Source organism: Dysgonomonas sp. 511 (genome assembly GCF_010501105.1).
GTDB lineage: Bacteria > Bacteroidota > Bacteroidia > Bacteroidales > Dysgonomonadaceae > Dysgonomonas.
Map to the genome: position 1 here is coordinate 1 of NZ_QVMQ01000002.1, position 20,400 is coordinate 20,400.

General features: G+C 44.3%; 10 protein-coding genes and 1 pseudogene. All 11 read right to left on the minus strand.

Annotated elements, in window-relative coordinates; genetic code table 11:
• Positions 1–549: pseudogene (locus D0T57_RS01040) on the minus strand (transketolase); the annotation flags it as partial.
• Between the two features lie 108 nt (positions 550–657).
• Positions 658–2,637 carry an alpha-L-arabinofuranosidase C-terminal domain-containing protein gene (locus tag D0T57_RS01045; RefSeq protein ID WP_255490451.1) on the minus strand — a complete coding sequence of 660 codons (1,980 nt, stop codon included), beginning with the start codon at positions 2,635–2,637 and terminating at the stop codon, positions 658–660.
• A 450-nt stretch (positions 2,638–3,087) separates the two neighbouring features.
• Entirely contained in the window at positions 3,088–4,719 is a 1,632-nt protein-coding gene (locus D0T57_RS01050) for an arabinan endo-1,5-alpha-L-arabinosidase (RefSeq protein ID WP_163269994.1), read from the minus strand.
• A 71-nt stretch (positions 4,720–4,790) separates the two neighbouring features.
• On the minus strand, positions 4,791–6,545 hold the full coding sequence (locus D0T57_RS01055; protein ID WP_163269996.1) for a RagB/SusD family nutrient uptake outer membrane protein: 1,755 nt from the start codon (positions 6,543–6,545) through the stop codon (positions 4,791–4,793).
• Between the two features lie 20 nt (positions 6,546–6,565).
• Entirely contained in the window at positions 6,566–9,691 is a 3,126-nt protein-coding gene (locus D0T57_RS01060) for a TonB-dependent receptor (RefSeq protein ID WP_255490452.1), read from the minus strand.
• A gap of 63 nt (positions 9,692–9,754) precedes the next feature.
• On the minus strand, positions 9,755–11,554 hold the full coding sequence (locus tag D0T57_RS01065) for a RagB/SusD family nutrient uptake outer membrane protein (protein WP_163269998.1): 1,800 nt from the start codon (positions 11,552–11,554) through the stop codon (positions 9,755–9,757).
• Between the two features lie 12 nt (positions 11,555–11,566).
• Entirely contained in the window at positions 11,567–14,629 is a 3,063-nt protein-coding gene (locus D0T57_RS01070) for a TonB-dependent receptor (protein WP_163270268.1), read from the minus strand.
• A gap of 55 nt (positions 14,630–14,684) precedes the next feature.
• The gene (locus D0T57_RS01075; protein WP_221412269.1) at positions 14,685–16,289 is read right to left on the minus strand and encodes a LamG domain-containing protein; all 1,605 of its coding nucleotides are present in this window, start codon (positions 16,287–16,289) and stop codon (positions 14,685–14,687) included.
• A 37-nt stretch (positions 16,290–16,326) separates the two neighbouring features.
• Positions 16,327–17,814 (minus strand): arabinan endo-1,5-alpha-L-arabinosidase, encoded by a 1,488-nt coding sequence (locus tag D0T57_RS01080; RefSeq protein ID WP_163270002.1) that lies wholly within the window; start codon positions 17,812–17,814, stop codon positions 16,327–16,329.
• Between the two features lie 38 nt (positions 17,815–17,852).
• Positions 17,853–19,397: an alpha-N-arabinofuranosidase gene (locus tag D0T57_RS01085; RefSeq protein ID WP_163270004.1), complete on the minus strand. Its 1,545-nt coding sequence runs from the start codon at positions 19,395–19,397 to the stop codon at positions 17,853–17,855.
• 31 nt (positions 19,398–19,428) lie between these two features.
• Entirely contained in the window at positions 19,429–20,385 is a 957-nt protein-coding gene (locus tag D0T57_RS01090; protein WP_163270271.1) for a glycoside hydrolase family 43 protein, read from the minus strand.
• Between the last annotated feature and the right edge of the window lie 15 nt (positions 20,386–20,400).

Consider the following 20,400-nt stretch of genomic DNA (forward strand, 5'->3'; position numbering starts at 1 on the left):
GTTGGAGTCGTAGAACATAATCAGGTTGTCGAGCCCGAGGTGGCCGGCTGTACGGCCTGCACCTTGTGATATTTCTTCCTGGATGCCTCCGTCGGAGATGAAGGCATAGATAGTCTGGTTCATGCAGTCACCAAAGCGGTGTTTGAGGAACTTGGCTGCTATGGCTGCTCCTACGGCGAAGGTGTGTCCTTGCCCGAGTGGGCCGGAGGTGTTTTCGATGCCGCGGGTGAGGTCTCTTTCGGGGTGGCCGGGGGTTACGCTGCCCCACTGGCGGAAGCCCTGGAGGTCGTCGAGGGTGAATTTACCTGCCAGGCAAAGGGTGGAGTAAAGCATGGGCGACATATGCCCGGGATCGAGGAAGAAGCGGTCGCGGCCTTCCCAGAGCGGGTTTTCGGGGTCATAAACTAAATACTCGGAGAAAAGGACGTTGATAAAGTCGGCGCCGCCCATAGCTCCGCCGGGGTGTCCGGAGTTGGCTTTTTCGACCATAGAGGCAGATAAAATGCGGATGTTGTCGGCGCCGCGATTTAATAAGGGGATAGTGTTCATTAGATTTTGATTCTTTATGTTTTAGTATATCAGTTTATAATGAATAAAGGAATCCAGATATTACATTATCGGCAATAAACTTGGATTCCTTTATTAATAGATATTATATTAAAGTTTTATCTTATAAATATTGAAAGACTGAGGTTCGGTCTTAGCAACCAATGCATTACCTTCAATAGCGGCTGTAGCCTTCCGTGGAACTATATTCATTGGAGCATCAAGTGTATTTATTGCTTTCATATCACTGTTTTGCATCTTCAAGCAATCGCCAAGAGTGAACGTTGCATTCTTTTTGGCTCCGGCTAAAGTCACTTTCACATCTTTCGCTTTATCCGATGTATTGACAACCTTAACGATATAGCAATTGGTGTCTTTATCGTAAACCGCAGAAGCATACAGGCTTTCCTGTCCGGTAACAGCTTTCTTATCGGCAGTCCAAACAAGGCTCATAGCATTAGTACCTTTATTTTGCGCATAAATCTGCTGCACATAGTAGTTGGGCGTTTTCATCATGCGAAGGTTATCGAACCAAATCATATCAGGATTCCACTGCCAGCCATCTACATGTGCAAACAATGGCGCATAAGTACACATATGTACAATATCGGCATTGCGCTCCAAGCCTGTCATAAACGCAGCTTCGGAAAGAGCAGACAGGAAGTTATTCTGTTTGCCTGTAGGATGATCGTGCGAAGCATATTCACCGGCAAATACGGCAGGACCTTTGCGGTCGTAGTTATCATAGCGGGCTGCATTATTCAAGAACCAGTCCGGCTCTTTATAGTAATGCTCGTCTACCAGATCCACTTTTAAGCGTTTCATTTCGGGCCATAGGTAATCAAACTCTTTTCCATCGGCCGAAGGCCCCGAACTTCCGACAATCTTCATCGCCGGATATTTAGCCCTGATAGCTTTCACAAACGGTTCGAGACGTTCGGAATACTCTTTGCCCCATTGCTCGTTTCCGATACCTATATATTTCAGATTGAAAGGCTCAGGGTGTCCCATATCGGCACGTACTTTGCCCCATGCTGATGTAACAGGCCCATTCGCAAATTCTATCAGATCCAAGGCATCCTGAACATAAGAATCCAATTCTCCTACAGGTACATGGCAATGCTCGCCTTCGTTTTGATACTGGCAAGCCAGGCCGCAACTCAATACAGGAAGAGGTTCTGCACCCATATCTTCAGATAAAAGGAAATATTCGTAGAAGCCTAAGCCATAGCTTTGGAAATAATCGGGAAAGAAACGGTGAGGGAATGTATAATGCCACCGGTTTTCATTCACCGGACGGTTTTCGACAGGTCCTATTGTTTTTTTCCAATCGTAGCGGGTATCGAGGTCTGTGCCCTCTACAATACATCCGCCCGGAAAACGGAAAATACCCGGATGAATATCGGCAAGCGCCTCTGCAAGGTCTTTTCTCAACCCGTTTTCACGCCCCTTATATGTATCTGTGGGGAAAAGTGAAACATGGTCTACAGCTATAGACCCGCCTGTAGTAAAGAATATACGAAGACGTCCTTTTTCTTCGGTAGCCTTTGCCGGCATCACCACTTCATATTTTTTCCAGTCGGCTGAGTTTATTGCCAATTCCTGACTTCCGATAATATCATTTTTAGAATTGATAAATTCTACTCTGATTTTTTGGTCGCCATCGCCACTTACCTTCTTGCCCCATACCGAGAAGCGATATGTAGCATCTTTCTTAAAGCCGATACCACGAAAGCCTTCGTTCTCGATACCAGTACGTTTGTGCGCATGGCCGGGATCGGAAAGGATAAGGTAATTGGGGTTGCGGTCGAAGGGAGAATTGTCTTTCCTTACTTCCACTTTTCCGAAAGTGTACCATCCCATCAGGTTTTGAGGAAAATCGAAAGAACGGTTTTTGACCAATTCTGCATACAGGCCTCCATCGGCGCCGAAGTTTATATCTTCGAAAAACAGCCCGTACATAGTAGACTGTATGGGTGCGCCAACCTTTTTTGTGTCCAGATTAAATTCGTGAACCTGCTGGGCTACAGCCGACTGTCCGAAAGCAATCAGCGAAGCCAGACTCATAATTTTTAAATAATTCTTCACCATTGTTTTTATTGTTTAGATTAATTCCATCTTTTTTAGAGTCTGTTTAAATTTTAGCGAAAATATTTCTTATAGGTTCTTTAGTATAGTTCTTAGCAACTTTTTTATGCTCTTTTTAGCGTATTTCCCATATTTTGCTCTCGGTTTAGCCCGCTAAACCAGCGAGCAAAACACGTAAAATCCATCTGAAAATAGCTATAAAAAAGATTTGCTATAAAATTTAAACAGACTCTTAGTATCCAATATAATTTCGCCCCTTAATAAGTGTATTTAAAACACTTGCAAGATATAAAATAAGTGTATGAGTTAACACCAGCCAAAACATGTTTTAAAACATACCCAAAGATCGAAATACAAGCATAAAAAGAAATTCCCCGCATCATTCTTTCTTTGAAAATGCAGGGAAGATCATATCAACTCAATTATGCTAATGAAAAATACTCGTAGAAAGTATTATTGCTCTTTTTTACCCCAGATGGATATTCCTTTTTCGGTCAACCCGGCATATACGATAGTAGGAACACGAGGTTCGGCCTCCCAATCTAGTTCGCGTTGTACAATAAGTTTGTATGAACCAATTGTAAGCGTGCTGGTTTCGGCATTGTAGTTCCAATTGCCGGTAATAGCACCCGATGCCTTTTTATCTGCCGAAAGCGTCAATATAGTAGATGCTTGCTGAACTTGGAACTGATAGTTAAGGAAGATGTTTTCCCACGAACCCACAAGGTCTGCTTCGGTTATTTCATCCTGAGGAACAGCCGCATAACGCTCCGGCATGACTACAGGCCAGCCGTCTTCTGTCCATTTAATGCTGCGCACATGCCCCATCATAATTGCATTGCTGAATTCATTCCCATTTGTATTTGCCGGCAAGCGTCCTTGCGAACTATAATACCATTCTTTAGTATCTGGATTCTGGAAAACACAGCAGTGCGAAATCCCTACCCAACCCGGATGGTTGTTGAATTTATACGGATGTGTGAGTATAGGCCAGCAATCGCCGCCAGTAGAGATGTCTTTCCCGTCATAACCCACATAAGGACCGGTTATACTTTTCGAGCGGCAAACGCGCGTATTGTATGCCACGGATAATTCGTCGTAAGCAAGGAACAGATAATAATATCCTGTTTCGGGATTATAAATAACTTCCGGAGCTTCTTGCCCCTGCCACCTGTAAGCGCTATTGTTGACGCGACGGGCTACACGTGTGCCAAAATCGGCAAGCGTCTCAAGCTTATCAGGTTTTCCGGTTTCGGGATTTAGCTTTACAGCTACAATGCCCGAATGCCACGAACCATATATCATCCAATGCTCGCCCTCGGGCGTAACGATAACAGAAGGGTCTATGGCATTCCACTTGAAATAGGCATCACCCCAACTGTTCAGGCTGGCGCGATACCAGTCTGTTCCTTTGTCGGTTGCCGAATGGATTACCATTCCCTTGTCGAGCCATATATTGTTTGCAAGGTTATCGCATTCCATCATTCCGATAAGGGCGTGTTCAGTCCATGAGTTATCGAATGAATGTTCGACGGCAGTAGAAACTCCCGTCTTTATATAATGATCGACAACAATGCTATAATACATCCTGTATTTATTCCCCATTTTGCGGACAACAGGCGCCCAATAACCCAGATTCAAGCCGTTTAGCCTAGGATCGTCGATCAGTGGTTCTAAGCCGGCTTTGGCTCTCAGGCTGTTTATAGTATCTCTGACCCACAACGGCCTGTCTTGTTGCATAGCCATACCGTGAAACTCCCAGTTTACCAAGTCTTTTGAACGACGTACAGGAAAATGCCCGTGTCCGGCATGTACATTGCCATAAGAAGCATCGGTACCGTACATATAATAATAGTCGCCGCATTTCTCTACACTAGGGTCGTGTACATTTGCCAAATTCCATTCTGCTCTTTTATCCCAGCCCGAAATAGCCCCATAATCGTCGGCATAAGACGGTGCAACATACTCTGTTTCTGCAGGAGGATTTACAGGCTGCTCGGCCGATCCATTATCATCATCGTCGGAACAGGCTGCCAATAGAAAGACGGCACATCCTGTTAATAATATATTCTTCCAATCAATCATATTCTTTTTATTTTATTCCGGCCGGATAGAAACCCTTCGCGGCCGGATCATATTAACTTTTAAACTATTGGTTACCATCCCGGATTTTGTCCCAGATTTGGTGCTTTTTGTGTTTCGCTATATGGTATCGGGAACAGATAGTTTTTAGGCACATTGAATACCCGGCCTTCGAGATTAGCGTTTGTCCCATATGTAAATTCAGGCTTGCCATTATCTATAGTAACCTCTACTCCATACATATTTATGAGCTGCTCGTAATAAGGCTTGGCTGCCTCATTGCCTGATGTAACTCCATCGTATAACCTCCAGCGACGCACATCGAAAAACCGATGATCTTCGAAGCTTAACTCTACCCGGCGTTCGTTACGGATACGTTTACGCATCTGGTCTTTATCCAATCCCACAGGCAGGCTTGGCATACCGGCACGCATACGTACCTCGTTTACAGCATCATAAACCGAATTGTCGGGTGCAGGGAGCGATTCGTTCTTTGCTTCGGCATAATTCAATAATATTTCGGCATAGCGGTAGATAATCCACGAATGCGCAAAAGTTTTCTTGTCTTGCATTATCAAATCCGGATTGACAAATTTCTTTAAATAATAACCTGTATATGTCCCCCCGAACGATCCCCTGTAGTCGGCTCCTTTATCGCTCGCACTATTGAAATGCACATCGATAGCCCGTTGCTCGTTATAGTCGGCACGTCCCCAAACAGAACCATGATGGAAGATAGTAGCTTCGAGGCGCGGGTCACGATTTGCATAAGGATTCTGCGGATCGTAGGTCGAACCGGCATCGTCGATTTTCTTGCCATCGGCCATCTCGAAACAGTCTACAAAGTTTTGCGTAGGGTTAGTACGCCCTGTACAACCCGAAAATCCTTCCGGCAGCAGGTTTGTTTCCAACGTATTCGTGTACCAGATAGAGCGCGACATGATAATCTCATCGTTTTGATAAGGAGTTTCATAAAAACATTTCTGATAATCAGGGTAAAGCTTGAAAGGGTTCGACGACAATTTATTTTTCGTAATAAACTCATTAGCAGCGTCGGCGGCATCGGCCCACCATTCAGTCTTATTCTCCTCGTTGTTCAATGCACTTGCCCTGTAGAGGAGTGCGCGGCTCTTCAAGGCGTAAGCCGTAGCACCATTGACCCTGCCCCAATTACCCTCCGAAACATAGCGGAAAGGGATTACGTCTTTGATCAGGTCGCACTGGTCGGCAACCCACTTCAGTACGTCGGCCGAATTAGAACGGCTTACATTCATAGCTTCCGGATTGTCCAGGTCGAATACAATATCTTCGAGAATAGGAGCATCGCCAAAATAGGCTACCAGTTCGAAGTGGAACAATGCCCTAAGTAATATGGCCTCTGCCCTAAAACGATCGTATAACTTATTGTCGTCACCTTCAACTTCGGTATTGGGAATAACTGTTGAAGAAATGTTTCTGAGAAACTGGTTACATTTGCGGATACCTGCAAAATTAGTTCCCCAGAAGCCAAGAAGCATATGGTCGTTGGCGGTATAACTATCGGAGTTGATTTTCCGGTAAACATGTTCGCTCCAAAATGAGGTGGCATTGTCGGTCATACAATCCCGCGAAGCGCCATAAAACTGCACGTTATCAATATGATACAAACCAATACCGTCGGGAAGGCTGGTATATATATTGGCCAAAAACTGGCGGGTCAACGTTGCGTTTTCAAACACCTGGTTTTCCAGCAAAGATGCATCATATTCTTTGTCCAGAAATGAGTCGCAGGACGTAACCCCCAACAAGCAGAGAAGGCATAATGCAATATATTTATTTATGTGTTTCATTTTGTTCTTTTTTTAAGATATCAGAATCCAATATTAATACCTACTGAGAATGATTTTGTTTTAGGATAAGCCCATATATAATTTGTAGGGTTTTCCGGGTCGAATCCATTATCGAAATGGCTCCATGTAAACAAGTTGTAACCGCTAAAATATACACGGCATTTTGTCATATTCAGTTTGGCTATCAGTTTTTCGGGCAACGAATAACCAACTTCCACATTCCTCAACGACAAGAAGTTGCCATTGCGAATCCAGATAGAAGTTTGGTTGCGCGGATAACTTCTGTCGTTTGCGCTGAATGTGGTCGACAAACGAGGATATTTTGCTTCCAGATTGCGCGGATCGTTAGGATCGTCGGTATAGTATCCCCATGTATTGGTAACCTCATGAGTTGCTGTTCCTCCCCATCCGAAGCCATAGTCCATATTTTCGCGACATGCTACTGTACGGTTAAGGAAAGCGGTAAGCAATACGCGGGCATCGAATCCTTTCCATTCCAGTCCCAGTTTTATAGATGGGATAAGTTCGGGGATAGGAGCGCCATTAGGATCGCCATAACCGTATGGAACCATATCGTAGCTGTCTATCACGCGGTCGCCATTCTGATCTATATAGATGGCGTTACCCAGTTTTAGACTTCCCTGGTATGGATATTTGTCAGGATTGTCTATTGCATCCTGATGAGAAGTAGCAATCTTGCTTTGGTCGTTGGCCAGGTGAGATACCATGAATATCTGAGCCTGCCCTATCCTGTTCCCGGTTTTGGCCTGATAGTCGTATGCGGGAGCCAATTCTTGCATTTCTGTTATCCTATTGGTATTATAGGTCAGCATTCCTTCTACAAAGTAGTTGAACTTACCCAGATTGCCATGATGGCCCAAGGTAACTTCTATACCTTTAGTTTCTGCTTTTCCGTACGAGTTTTGAGGTATGGCCATACCAAATATATCGGGTACGGCAGGAGATATCAGTATATTGGAACGCCATTCTTTAAATACATCTATCTGACCGTAGAGTTTCTTGTTCCAGAAATCAAAATCTACACCAAGATTGAGCATATCCGATAATTCCCACTTCACATTGCGGCTACCGGCAGCAGATTCATATACACCTTGCAGATAACTTTGAGACGTACCAAAATTATAACCTCCTCCTTGCAGGTATTCAAACTGATAAGGATAACGGCGTATGCCTGTTTCGGCTTGTCCCGAACGCCCGAGAGAAGCACGGAACTTCAATAAGTTTATATCCTTATTCTTCACAAAATCTTCTTCAGAGGCTATCCATCCGATGCTTAGCCCCGGAAAGAATGCATAACGTTCGCCCGGTGCATAGTTGTCTGAGCCCATATATGAGGCTGTAAACTGTACAGCATAACGATTATCGTAAATATAATTTGCAATACCACCGTATGTCAGATAACGTTTAGAAGACTGGTAACCTTCCAATACATTCTTATACGTACGCATCATCAGTTGTGCACTTACTGCATGTTTGCCTGCAAATACATTATCGTAGGTAAGTGCCCCTATCAGGTTGATATTATAATTCATATCGCGAGGCTCTGAGACAGGGTTTGCCAGAGCAGTAGCTGTACGCATACGGTCGTACCTGTATGAGCTGGGGTCGCTTGCATCGCCTGAGTTGCGGTCGTACCAATAGGCGTCGAAATTCTGGCTTTGTGTATAGCGGAATGTATTATAAGCATCGAATCCGGCTGTAAATTTAGCTTTCAATCCTTTGGTTACAAAATCGAGATCGCCTGTTACTGTCACATTCGAATACAGGTTTCTGCGCCTGTTCACATCGACCCCAGTCATTGCAATCAAAGCAGCAGGGTTCTTATCTATATTCTCGGTAGGCACATAAAACGATCCGTTGGGTGTAAATACAGGGTTTGTAGGCAAGCTTTCGGCAGCCATCGTAAAGATAGACCATGTCGAGGCCAATGGTTGGCGTATATTATCAATCCGTCCTCCGAGGTCTAACGATACATTGAGAAACTTGGTTACGTCAATATCTATATTCGAGCGCAGATTAAACCTGTTTAGTACGTGTTGTGTAGAATATCCCGGATTCCATTCAGTCCATTTAGAATCGTACATACCTTCCTGACGAAGATAAGACATAGAGACAAAATAGCGTGCAAAATTGTTACCTCCGCTTATATTCAGGTTGGTACGGTGTTGTGGTGCTGTCGACCTTAATATCTCGTCGTGCCAGTTGGTTGATATATATTTGTAACGTAGCGACGGGTCGAGAGTTCCATTGGCAGCCTGACGGTAATATTCAATATCTTCGTCGGAAAACATAGGTTGCATACCATCGAGGTAGCGTGCCTGATTCATTGTCAGAGCATAGTTATATGCATTCTGAGAAGTAGGGATGCCTGAGATAGCCTGAAAGCCAAGCTCCTGCGTAAAGTTAATACGTGTTCTGCCTGCTTCGCCTCGCTTGGTAGTTACCAAAACTACACCGTTGGCTCCGCGCATACCGTAGATAGCCGTCGAGGCTGCATCCTTCAATATTGTTACCGTCTCGATAGGGTAAGCATCGAGGAAAGATAAGTCGCGCTCTACATTATCCACTATTATCAATGGTTTCCTTGCTCCGGCGTTCATTGTGCGTAAGCCACGTATATAAAGGTCTGTTTCCGACCATCCCGGTTCGGAACGGGCTTCATACGTCTGAATACCTGTCACGCTTCCGGCAAAAGCATTTTGCAAAACCGTTACAGGATGTTTTTCCAACTCGCCACCTGTGGTAGTAGATGCTGAGCCTAATACAAATTTCTTCTGAATATTTTGGTAAGGCATTGCCATCATCTGTTTGTACTCATCGGTTTCCTTCTCTATAACCACTTCGAAATCGGTATCGAAATCAGCTACAGCGCTGCTGCTTTTGTAGCCTTTTTTGGTTACTATAAGGTCGTCCGACGGCTTTACTTTTTTCAGTTTGAAGTAACCGTTCTTGTCTGTCACTGCAATACGGGTTTCTTCCACCACATTTACTACAGCCCCTTCGACCGGCATGCCGTCCGTGTTTACAATCCGTCCGCTAAGGACTCTTGTATCATTCTGTGCCAAAGCCTGTTGACCGACTAATGTAAGCAACAGAGCCAAAAGGAAGGCACGTTGTGTTTTCATGAATATTTTATATATGGAATTACACATAAGTATCATAAATATTAATGTTATTAAATCAGTCGGTTACCAGCCTGGATTGTTTTCCATACCGGTTTTCCATATTTCTTCTTCCGGTATAGGGTACAGGTACATCTTATCCTGGAATACACGTTCCTGAGCTATTTTCCGTTCGAAGTTGAATCCATTACCATTTTTAGTTATAGTCATACCATAGATAGGACGGGCCAGAGCTTCTTTTGCCACATTCCACCGGCGAAGATCCCACGAACGATGGTCTTCAAAAGCCAGTTCGACAGTACGTTCTTTACGGATAAACTTTTTCAGGTTTTCCTTATTCTGCAAGTCGGCACGGGCGGACAGTTGCGTAGTCATACCTACTCTATCCCTAAGCATCTGAAGGGCTTCGAACACCTCTGGAGAAGGGCCATTCGCTTCGTTCATAGCTTCGGCATAGTTCAACAGTATTTCGGCATAACGGATAAAGATCCAGTTGCGGTACATAACACCCCCTGTTACTGGGTGAGTTTGCGTATCGTCCATATATTTGCGATTGTAATAACCAGTAGGTGTTGCATTTGCATTCCCCACAGGGTTGTCGGTTCCGCCTTCTGTTACATCTATTGCCCTGTTCCACCACGTAGCACCATTATACAATACTGTCTTGTAGAAACGGGGGTCTCGGTTTTCGTACGGATGGCCGTCGTCGTAGTTCGACGAAGCGTTTATCGGCGGCACTCCATTAGCATATACCGGCGCACCGGTTTCGTCATACTGGCTGAAAGGCGAAGATCCATCGGCCATATCATACATGTCTATCAAGTTTTGCGAAGGGCATAATCCTCCCTGTCCTCCAAATCCTATAGGTGCTTCGGCCCTGAACCAGTCTCCCTTTGCATCGTTGCGCCAGAATATTACTTCGGAATTTCCGTCAACTGCCCGGCGATTAGTGGCCAGCTGATAGGCTTTAGGCGCATCGGTATCGGTGAACAATACATAACGGCTTTTGCCTTTATGTCCGAAATAATTGATAAACAAATCGGCAGCGTCAGCAGCATCCTGCCATGTAGCCAATCCCAACGACTGATAACGGGGACTTGCCAGGTATAACTTTATACGGCTGGTCAAGGCTAGGTTGATTCCCTTAGTCATACGTCCTAAAAAGTCGGCCGTAATATGTGGTGCATCATCGTTGTTGTTTGGATTTTTGGGGTCATCGATCACATCATCCAGCAGATATTCATAAGAATTGTTCAATTCGTTAAGAATAAATTCGAAACAGGTTTTTACCGATTCCGGGCGTTTGATATCCAGATTATCTTTTTCGGGTTCGAGAGAACTTTCTATAATAGGCACAGCACCATAGCGCAGAGTCAGTTCCCAATAGAAATAGGCACGCAGCACACGCGCTTCGTTCTTTATCTGGTTTACTTTAGAGTTTCTGTCGGCCTGGGTTTCGCTTGGGTCGAGAGGAACATCGCCTATACGCTCAAGTAGGAGATTACACTTGCGTATAGCTCTGTAGTAATGCCCCCATGTATCGGTCAGCTCGGGCGCACCGGCTGACGCATAATAGTTGCCTATATTGAAGCTTGTACGCGTACCCCCTCTCGAATAGCTTGTTTCTGCAAGGTCTGTAGCAGAATCCATCCACGAGCTGTTGATCCGGCTAATGCCATTGCGGAGAAAGTTGTATATATCATAATAGAATGCTTCGGTATTTTTCCAGCTACCGAAGACTTCTTCTTCGGTCAACTCGTTGCTCGGTTGCTTGTCGAGGAAATCTCCAAATGCGTCTTCACAGGATGTGAACAGACCTACGGAGATAATGGCGACAAAAACAGTATATAAAAAGTATTTTTTCATATTGCTTCAGTATTAAAATTTGATGTTAACTCCGAAATTAAATGTCTTCATTATCGGATAGCGGTTCGATCCGTTACTTTCCGGGTCGGTCAGCCCATCCAGTTTATCCCATGTAACCAGGTTATTGGCATTTACATAAAAACGCATTTCGCTCATATACCACTTCTTGATAAGCTGTATCGGCAGGGAATAACTCAATTCGATATTCTTGATTCGGAGAAATTCACCGTTTTTGAGGAAGAACGAACTGGTGCGCTGGTTGTGGTTGCCAAAGCTATCGTAATGCAGCAACGGGTATTTAGCATTTGCCAGGTTTTCGGCTTCCGACCTTGCCGGATTCCAGCGTTGGAAGTGATGTTCTTTTACTTTACCACCGTTTACAAAGGCAAATTGCGCTTCGGCATCGTAGTAACGTGAAACGTTGCTCACACCTTGAAACAATACGCTGAATGCAAATCCTTTATAATCGGCTCCAAGGGTAAGGCTATATGTATTTTCAGGTATATCGCTGTAGCCGATAAATGTTTCGTCGCGCTCGTCGATAAATCCGTCGTCATTCATATCGCGGTATTTGAGGTCACCCACCTGTGTGTTTCCGAAAGATGACTGTGCAAGTTGCCCGCCATCTATATCAGCCTGAGTAATAAATCCATCGCAGATAAGCCCGAAGTATTGGTTGATAGCATGCCCCTCGCGCTTGCGGTAATCCGTCATAAACGGAGCTTCGTCTTTATAAAGGATCTCATTTTTAGCCCTTGCAAAAGTTGCATTTACAAAATAATTGACCTTACCTATTTTATTGCGATGCTTTACTTCAAGTTCGAAACCGCCGTTCTTGGTTTTTCCTAAGTTGGCAGGAGCATAGTCGATTACGCCAATCCACGAAGGCTTGGTCAGATAACTGGTGAGAATATCGTTGCGCCTTTCCTGAAACCAATCGAAGTTTACAGCCAACAAACCGTTGAGCATACTCGATTCGAATGCAAGGTTATATTTACGCGCACGCTCCCATGTCACCAGATAGTTTGGATAACGCCCTTCGTAAATACCCATTTGCGAATTTGTATCGCCAAATGTATATGCAGGGTTGAGCTGTGTCCACGAAGGGATGTAGAGGAAACGCAAATCGTTGTTGTTGGCGTCTTTAAATGCATCGTTACCAACCTCACCATAAGAGGCACGTAGCTTGAGCGCATCGAGCCACGTGTTTGTCTTTTCCATAAATTTCTCGTTAGAAAGCATCCAGCCAAGTGAGAATGACGGGAAAAATCCGAAACGGCGGCCTTTGGCAAAGTTTTCCGACCCATTGTATCCGGCATTGAACTCTGCGAAATAACGGCGGTCGTAGTTGTAAGTAGCACGCCCAACGACTCCCTGATAACGTTTGGCGAGTTCTGCCTGGTACCTGTAATCGTTTTGGTTGTAAAGGAACAGTGCAGTAACATCGTGTTTGCCGAAAGTACGTGCATAGTTCAACGCAAACTCCATATACAATTTTTGGATAGTAGTCTGGATATTACCCACATAGGAAATTTCCTGATCTTCGTTGTAGCGTGTATAGCTATCCTCAAATTCGGGGCGCGAACGGTCTATCAATTCGTATGTAGCATATCCTGCGTTGAAGCGACGGTCGTAAGTGGTCTCGTAGTCGAAAGATACCATAGCCTTAGCCGAAAGCCCTTTGGTGATGGCATCCATCTTATAGTTGACGATAAAGTTGGTTTCGTTGATATTGTTTGTTGTCTGGTAGAATCCACCTTGTGCCAGATGTGCAACCACGTTGTATTGGTTCTGTGCATTTCCGCCATATAGCCCATTATCGTACTTTACAGGGAAAAGCCATCCCGGAGTGTGGTTCAACAAATAAAACACATCGTTATAGTCGTCTCTTTCTATAATATTCGGCCCTTTACGCTCTTCGAAACGAGTTCCGATATTAACCGATGCTGTCAGGTCTTTGGTAAGCAGGAAGTCCATATTGGCACGGAACGAGTAACGGTCGAAACTCAGGTTAGAACTCTTTTTATATCCATAGTTGTTGAAATTCTTGAACAACCCTTTCTGTCCGTAATATTCGACAGAGGCAAAGTAGTACATCCGCCTTGTACCTCCCTGAATGTTAACATTGTAGCGTTGCGACGGCGAAGAACTCTTCAATACCTGATCGTACCAGTCGACATTAGGATATAGTTGTTGTTCGAAAGGAGAGAGCTGTCCCAGACTCGATTTGCGATACATTTCTATATCATGTGCCGAGAATTGCGACGCCAACCCATCGTTGGCCAAAGCCTCTTCGAGCAATGTAACTGAGTTGTAAGAATCGAGATAAGTATCCTTACAGGTAGGTGTCTGCAACTGCAAGTTTGCAGTAAGGCTGACTACAGGTTTCTGCTCACGCCCGCGCTTGGTGGTGACAAGGATAACCCCGTTTGCCCCGCGTACACCATAGACTGCTGTTGCCGAAGCATCTTTCAATACAGAAATACTCTCGATATCGTCGGGCGCAATCTGAGAGAACGAACGCTCTACGCCATCTACCATTATCAACGGCTGGTTGTCGCCGGCAAAAGAGGCACGTCCGCGGATAAATAGCTGCATATCGTCGGAACCGGGAGCACCAGAAGTCTGATTAGTAATCAAACCCGGTATTTTTCCGGCCATTGCTTGTGTAATATTAGGAGAAGCAGACTTCAACAATTCGTCGGAATTGATGGAAGATATAGCACCTATCACACTTTCTTTCTTTTGTTGCCCGTAGCCTACGACTACAACTTCGTTGAGCTGGAGTGCGGTTTCGCGCAATGTTACATTGATTGTCTTTTTGTTTTCTACGAGTATCTCCTGAGAAATAAATCCTACAGAAGAAAAAATAAGTGTAGCAGACGGCTCAGCATTGATAGAATATTTTCCGTCGATATCGGTCATGGTAGCCGTAATAGTCCCTTTTATCTGAACTGTGGCACTGATTACCGGCTCACCTGTCACATCTTTTACGACACCTGTCACAACCTGGGATTGAGCCCACGTTGCCAGACTCAGCAGACAAAACATGGATAGCATCAACACATGTTTCATTGTAGCTGCATTTTTTTGAAATTTGTATTTTTTCATATGTTTCATATTAGATTCCTTATTTACTCGATTCATAGAGTTCCTTAACCTGTGATTCGGACAATGTCTTATTATAAATCATCAGATCATCAACCAGAATATCCAAAGATCCCCACCATGAGCCATAGCCCAAATAGAAATAATCGGCAGAATTTAACAGGTTGATTACATGGTTGAAATTAAAATCGGCAGAAGAAATTCCATCATTTGCACCCCATGCTGCATAACTGCTTTGAGTATATTTCTTTACACCGTTGACATATATGGCGAAGCCATCAATATCGGCTGTCACAGTCAGTTGTGCCCATTCATTCATAGGAATCGCATTCGTTGGGGTTTCAGGCCAGTTGCAATCAAAATATCCTCCTGTCCCATTGAATCCCAAATAAGCATTCGGAGTCATATATAGACGCCCGTCAATTCCATCAGAATTATCAAGATCGAGGAACGACCAGATTCCATCCCATACATTTCCATCCATACGGTTTAGCCACAACGAAACGGTAGCTCCCAGAATATTCTGTCCTTTCAGCGGATTAGGAAATTCGGCATAGCTCTCATTATTCACTGCACCAAAATAATGGCGGAGTACAGTACTTCCTTTATCACTATCAGCTTGGTATATAGGCTGGGCTCCTGTCCCTCGACTGGTCAATACCCCTTCGTGTTGAGGATTGATCAGGTTTTTGAGATTAGACTCAAAATTGTAATAGGCTACAAGTCCTGAGTAAGAATCGTATAGGGCCGAAACTTCTGTTGCTGTCAACGAATTTTTATAGATCAACAAATCATCTATAAGCAGATCGGCAGACCCCCAGAATGAACCATATCCCAGATAAAAGTGATCTGCAGATTTGATGACACTCACTACACTGTTATAGTCGAAAGTGGCGGCGGCACCTCCTGTATCTGAGTTCCATGCCCCGGTATCCGATAGCTCACCTTCTGCCGATACCTTATACTTTAATTTTCCATTTACGTAAATGGAAAAGCCATCCATATCTATAGTCACAGTCACCATATTCCATTCCCCCACAGCGATTGCATCAGTAACAAGGGCGTCAGACTTATTACAGTCGAACCAGCCTCCGGTTCCATTAAAGCCCAGGTAAGTATTAGGGGAAAAGAATAAACGTCCGTCAACACCGTCAGAATTGTCGTCATCGAGGAACGACCAGATTCCATCCCATACATTTCCATCGTTGCGATATACCCATAGGGAAACCGACGCTCCATAGAGGTCCTCTGCATCTTTCAATGGATTGGGAAAATGAGTATAGCTAATAGATGCCACGCCTTCCCCGTCGTTCTGATACCCGAAATATTGATGCAAAACGGTACTTCCTCTTTCCGTATTATTTTCGAACACCGGCTTAACGCCTTGAGATTGCGCCATTAACTGCCCTGCCTCGCCAGCATTCTGCTCATTTACCAGGTCATTTTCGAAGGTATATTTAGCTAGCAATTTTGCAGATGTGTCTTTAGGCGGCTCGGGCTTGGGCACCTTCTGATTACCCGACGGATCGTCCCATTTGTTCATATCCTGGCAGGATACGAACATCATGGCCATTAAAAAAACGGCACAACAACGAGATATAAATCTCTTTGTAATAGATATATTCATAGTTTTATCAATTATGAGTTATAAATTCAGGTTAACTTCATTTTATTTTTTTACCCCAAACAGAATGTCCTTCGGTATTCAGTCCTGTGAACAGTATAGTTTGTGTTTGGTTTTCCCAGTCTTGTCCCATAAACAGACGTACAGTGTAGCTCGCAGTATCGGAAGTGGCTATTGTCAACAAATTCATGTCGTCAAATTTACACATTCGTTTTAATTCTCCCAAAATGGAAAGATCATTATTTATGGTAATTACAATTGATTTATTCTCTTCATCCTCCTTCAACTTGTTCTCGCCCCATAGTATCTGTCCTGCTTCGAGGTCTCTCGATGGAGCTTCACCTTTTATTACGAGAATTTCCCAATCGCCTGCCAGATCTTCTTTTGTAATCTGACGCTGAGGCACTGCTGCATACCGCTGAGGAGAAACTACAGGCCATCCGTCGGCAGTCCAATACATATCGCGTACATGGAGATCCATCATATGATTATCGGGACGAAGCCGCGCCTGATGAGCCATAAAGAACTGGCCATCTTTGTCCGTAAATACACAATTATGAGCCGTGCCCGCCCAGCCTGCATGGTTCTTGAACTGATAAGGGTATGTAAGTATCGGATAGTTGTCTTCTTCCTCGCGCATATCTTTGCCAAAGAAGTCGAAGAACGGCCCTTGAGGATTATCTGAACGTCCGACACGGACATTGTAGGTGGTCATCAAAGGATCGTAGGATACAAAAAGGAAATATTGCTTCAAAGCCGGATTGTATATAATCTCAGGAGCTTCGATATTATTTTTCTTCCCGTTGAAACGGCGCGCCGTCAGATGCCCCTGATCCCCTTCATGCATGGCCAATCCCGTCTCGGGATTGAGTTGCACACAGTGCAATCCACCGAAATAAGATCCATAGTGCATCCATTGCTCTCCATTATCGAGATTGGTAACGATGCTGGGGTCGATGGCATTCATCTCATCGCCTGTTTTTGTTTTCACTACACATCCTTTCAGTTCCCACGGCCCTGCGGGAGAATCGGATTCGGCAAGACCAATGTACGATGTTTGCTTGGCAAAAGCAGAGACACTATAATACAGCCTGTATTTTCCTTTATATTCGCAGATATATGGAGCCCAGATATTACTAGCCCCTACTCCTCCGCTTTGTTCCAATACCCATTGCTTGGCTTCTACAGGAATTTCATCAAAAGCCCATCCGGCAAATTCCCAGTTTACCAGGTCCTTCGATTTACGAACCTGTATATAGCCGAAAGGAAGGTTGCCGTTTTTTATAGCAACGCTGTCTAACCTGAAGATGGCATCGGTAGAATACATATAATATGTATCGCCGACGAGCAGGCACGAAGGGTCGTGTACATTATATGTTCCCCATTGCTTATAATCCTTCATATCGGACATAGCCGAATAGTCATCCTCCCACGGATTTTGGCTATGCACTGGCACAAAAGGTTTCTGCGAACAAGACATAAAAAGTGCTGTACACCCCAAAAGCAAGGTGTTTAAAATAGTTTTCATAATACCGCAAGTAAGTGTTTTAATTCATTATATCAGATTCAGTCCAGTTCGACAGTGACAAGTGATTTTGCCGGGATTTTAACTGTAAGCACTCCGTTTTTCAGGTTAGCATCTTTAAAGTCTCTCAACATTACCTGATCCGGTTTATCGAAAGTATTGTGAGCATCGGTGCGAGGTGCTGTAATTATATTTCCTGAGACAAAACGGCCATTATTCAAATCCTTGATATTGCATGTAAGTTCCACCGATTGGTTCGGGTCGATATTTACAAACGAAACATGGATTTTCCCATTCGCATCTTTCGACGCAGAAACAGAAACAGACTTAATATCTTTTCCTAAACGGCTGTACGATGGACTGATAACATCTACCGGCAACATGGTTGCATCGTGGTGAACTTTGTACATATCGAATACATGATAGGTAGGTGTCAGCAACATTTTGTCGCCCTCTGTAAGGAATAGTGCCTGCAATACGTTCACCAACTGCGCAATGTTTGCAATTTGTACCCTGTCGCAATGTTTATGGAAGATATTAAGGATAGTCCCGGCAAGAAGGGCATCCCTCAGTGTATTCTGCTGGAAGAGGAATCCCGGATTGGTTCCCGGCTCTACGTTATACCACGCACCCCACTCGTCTACAATCATCCCTATCTTCTTCTCAGGATCGTACTTATCCATAATAGCAGCATGCTTGGTTACTATCTCGTCCATCCTCATACCATGTTCGAGCAGGGAGAAATATTCGTCTTCATTGAATCCGAGCGCATTGCCTTTATTTTCCCAACTGTAAGTAAATGTATAGTTGTGAACCGATACGCCGCGCATCATATGGTGCGGGATATTCTTCATCATTATCTCCATCCAGTGATAATCGTCTACATTAGGCCCTCCTGCTATTTTATACAATTGGTTTTCGCCATAATTGCGGCAATATGTAGCATAGCGACGGTAGTTTTCGGCATAGCCTTCGGCGGTCATATTACCTCCGCAACCCCAGTTTTCGTTTCCTACACCCCAAAGGCTAACTTTCCACGGCTTTTCGCGTCCGTTTTTCTTTCTTAGGTTCGACATCGGGCTTTCGCCATCGAATGTAATATATTCGACCCATTTCGACATCTCTTCCACACTGCCGCTCCCCATATTTCCGCAGATATATGGTTCGGTTTCCAGCGCTTCGCAAAGGTTAAGAAACTCGTGTGTGCCGAAACTGTTATCTTCTACTACGCCACCCCAGTGGGTATTAACCATTTTAGGACGATCTGCTCTCGGCCCGATACCATCCATCCAATGATACTCGTCGGCAAAGCATCCTCCAGGCCAACGCAAGTTGGGAACTTTGATGTGCCTCAAGGCGTCTATTATATCTTTGCGCACACCGTTCACATTGGGCATTTGCGAATTTTCGCCCACCCAAAGCCCGTTGTAGATGCAACGTCCGAGGTGTTCGGAAAAATGCCCGTAGATGTGTTTGTTGATTCGATATTTCCCTTTATCCGTATTTACAACAACTTCAGCCTTTTGCTGAGAAAATGCCGTTATACAGACGAACAAGGATAAATAAGCCAGTATAATTCTTCTCATGGTAAATAAATATTGTATAACAAATTTTGAATTAAAATATTCCTTCCGATGTCATCTGCACTCTCTTCATGGTATCGTCGTCGTTGTAGTACAGTCTGTCGATACAAACCGAACGGCGGAAACTGCCCCCTTCGGTTGGTATAGCTCCGTTGTGATATATAAAATACCATTGTCCCTTAAATTCGACAATAGCCTGATGATTGGTATTCGAGTTTCCAGCTATTTCGTTCAATATGCCTTTATATTCCCAAGGGCCATGTATGCTGCGGCTCATGGAATATCCGATCTTTTCGGGAAAATACTGGGCATAAGACAGATAATACCACCCATTGCGCTTGTGTATCCACGGGGCTTCGGTAAAATTGGGTAAGTGAACCGGCATCACCGGGCCGTCTAGCTCTATCATATTGTCTTTCAGTCTGGCATAATAGCATTGTGTATTTCCCCAGAAGAGATAAGCCTGCCCGTCGTCGTCTATCCACACAGTAGGGTCTATATCGTCCCACGAAATACCGGTATATTCTGTGGTCATATCGTTTGTAATCAGAGCCGACCCTCTGGCATCACGAAATGGCCCTATTGGCGAATCGGCAACAGCGACACCAATTGATTTGCCTTGAGTAGTACCGTGTTCCACTGTTACATACCAATAGAATTTACTATTTTTTTCGATAACCTGTGATGCCCACGCTTCGCCCTTAGCCCATTTAAAATCGCTCGCACGCAAAGGAACAGCATGCTCTGTCCAGCTTACCATGTCGCCGGACGAAAAGACAAGCCATTCGTTCAGTTGGTAATGCTGATGAGGAGGCGGACACTCATCGTGCCCGGCATAGATATATACCCTATCGTTGTAGACTAACGCCGCAGGGTCGGCTGTATATTTATATTTGAAAACAGGATTGCTTTCGGCACGGAAGATCGTGTCTTGAACAGTTGCCTGAATATCAGAAACAACAAAGATAAAGAGCAGTAAATACTTTAATATTTTCACAGTGTTAGA

What these genes read in the sequence shown, in the direction of transcription:
- D0T57_RS01055 (WP_163269996.1), bottom strand. Translation starts at nt 6,545, where the DNA reads ATGAAACACATAAATAAATATATTGCATTATGCCTTCTCTGCTTGTTG.
- D0T57_RS01070 (WP_163270268.1), bottom strand. Translation starts at nt 14,629, where the DNA reads ATGAAACATGTGTTGATGCTATCCATGTTTTGTCTGCTGAGTCTGGCA.
- D0T57_RS01045 (WP_255490451.1), bottom strand. Translation starts at nt 2,637, where the DNA reads ATGGTGAAGAATTATTTAAAAATTATGAGTCTGGCTTCGCTGATTGCT.
- D0T57_RS01050 (WP_163269994.1), bottom strand. Translation starts at nt 4,719, where the DNA reads ATGATTGATTGGAAGAATATATTATTAACAGGATGTGCCGTCTTTCTA.
- D0T57_RS01085 (WP_163270004.1), bottom strand. Translation starts at nt 19,397, where the DNA reads ATGAGAAGAATTATACTGGCTTATTTATCCTTGTTCGTCTGTATAACG.
- D0T57_RS01065 (WP_163269998.1), bottom strand. Translation starts at nt 11,554, where the DNA reads ATGAAAAAATACTTTTTATATACTGTTTTTGTCGCCATTATCTCCGTA.
- D0T57_RS01060 (WP_255490452.1), bottom strand. Translation starts at nt 9,691, where the DNA reads ATGAAAACACAACGTGCCTTCCTTTTGGCTCTGTTGCTTACATTAGTC.
- D0T57_RS01075 (WP_221412269.1), bottom strand. Translation starts at nt 16,289, where the DNA reads ATGAATATATCTATTACAAAGAGATTTATATCTCGTTGTTGTGCCGTT.
- D0T57_RS01080 (WP_163270002.1), bottom strand. Translation starts at nt 17,814, where the DNA reads ATGAAAACTATTTTAAACACCTTGCTTTTGGGGTGTACAGCACTTTTT.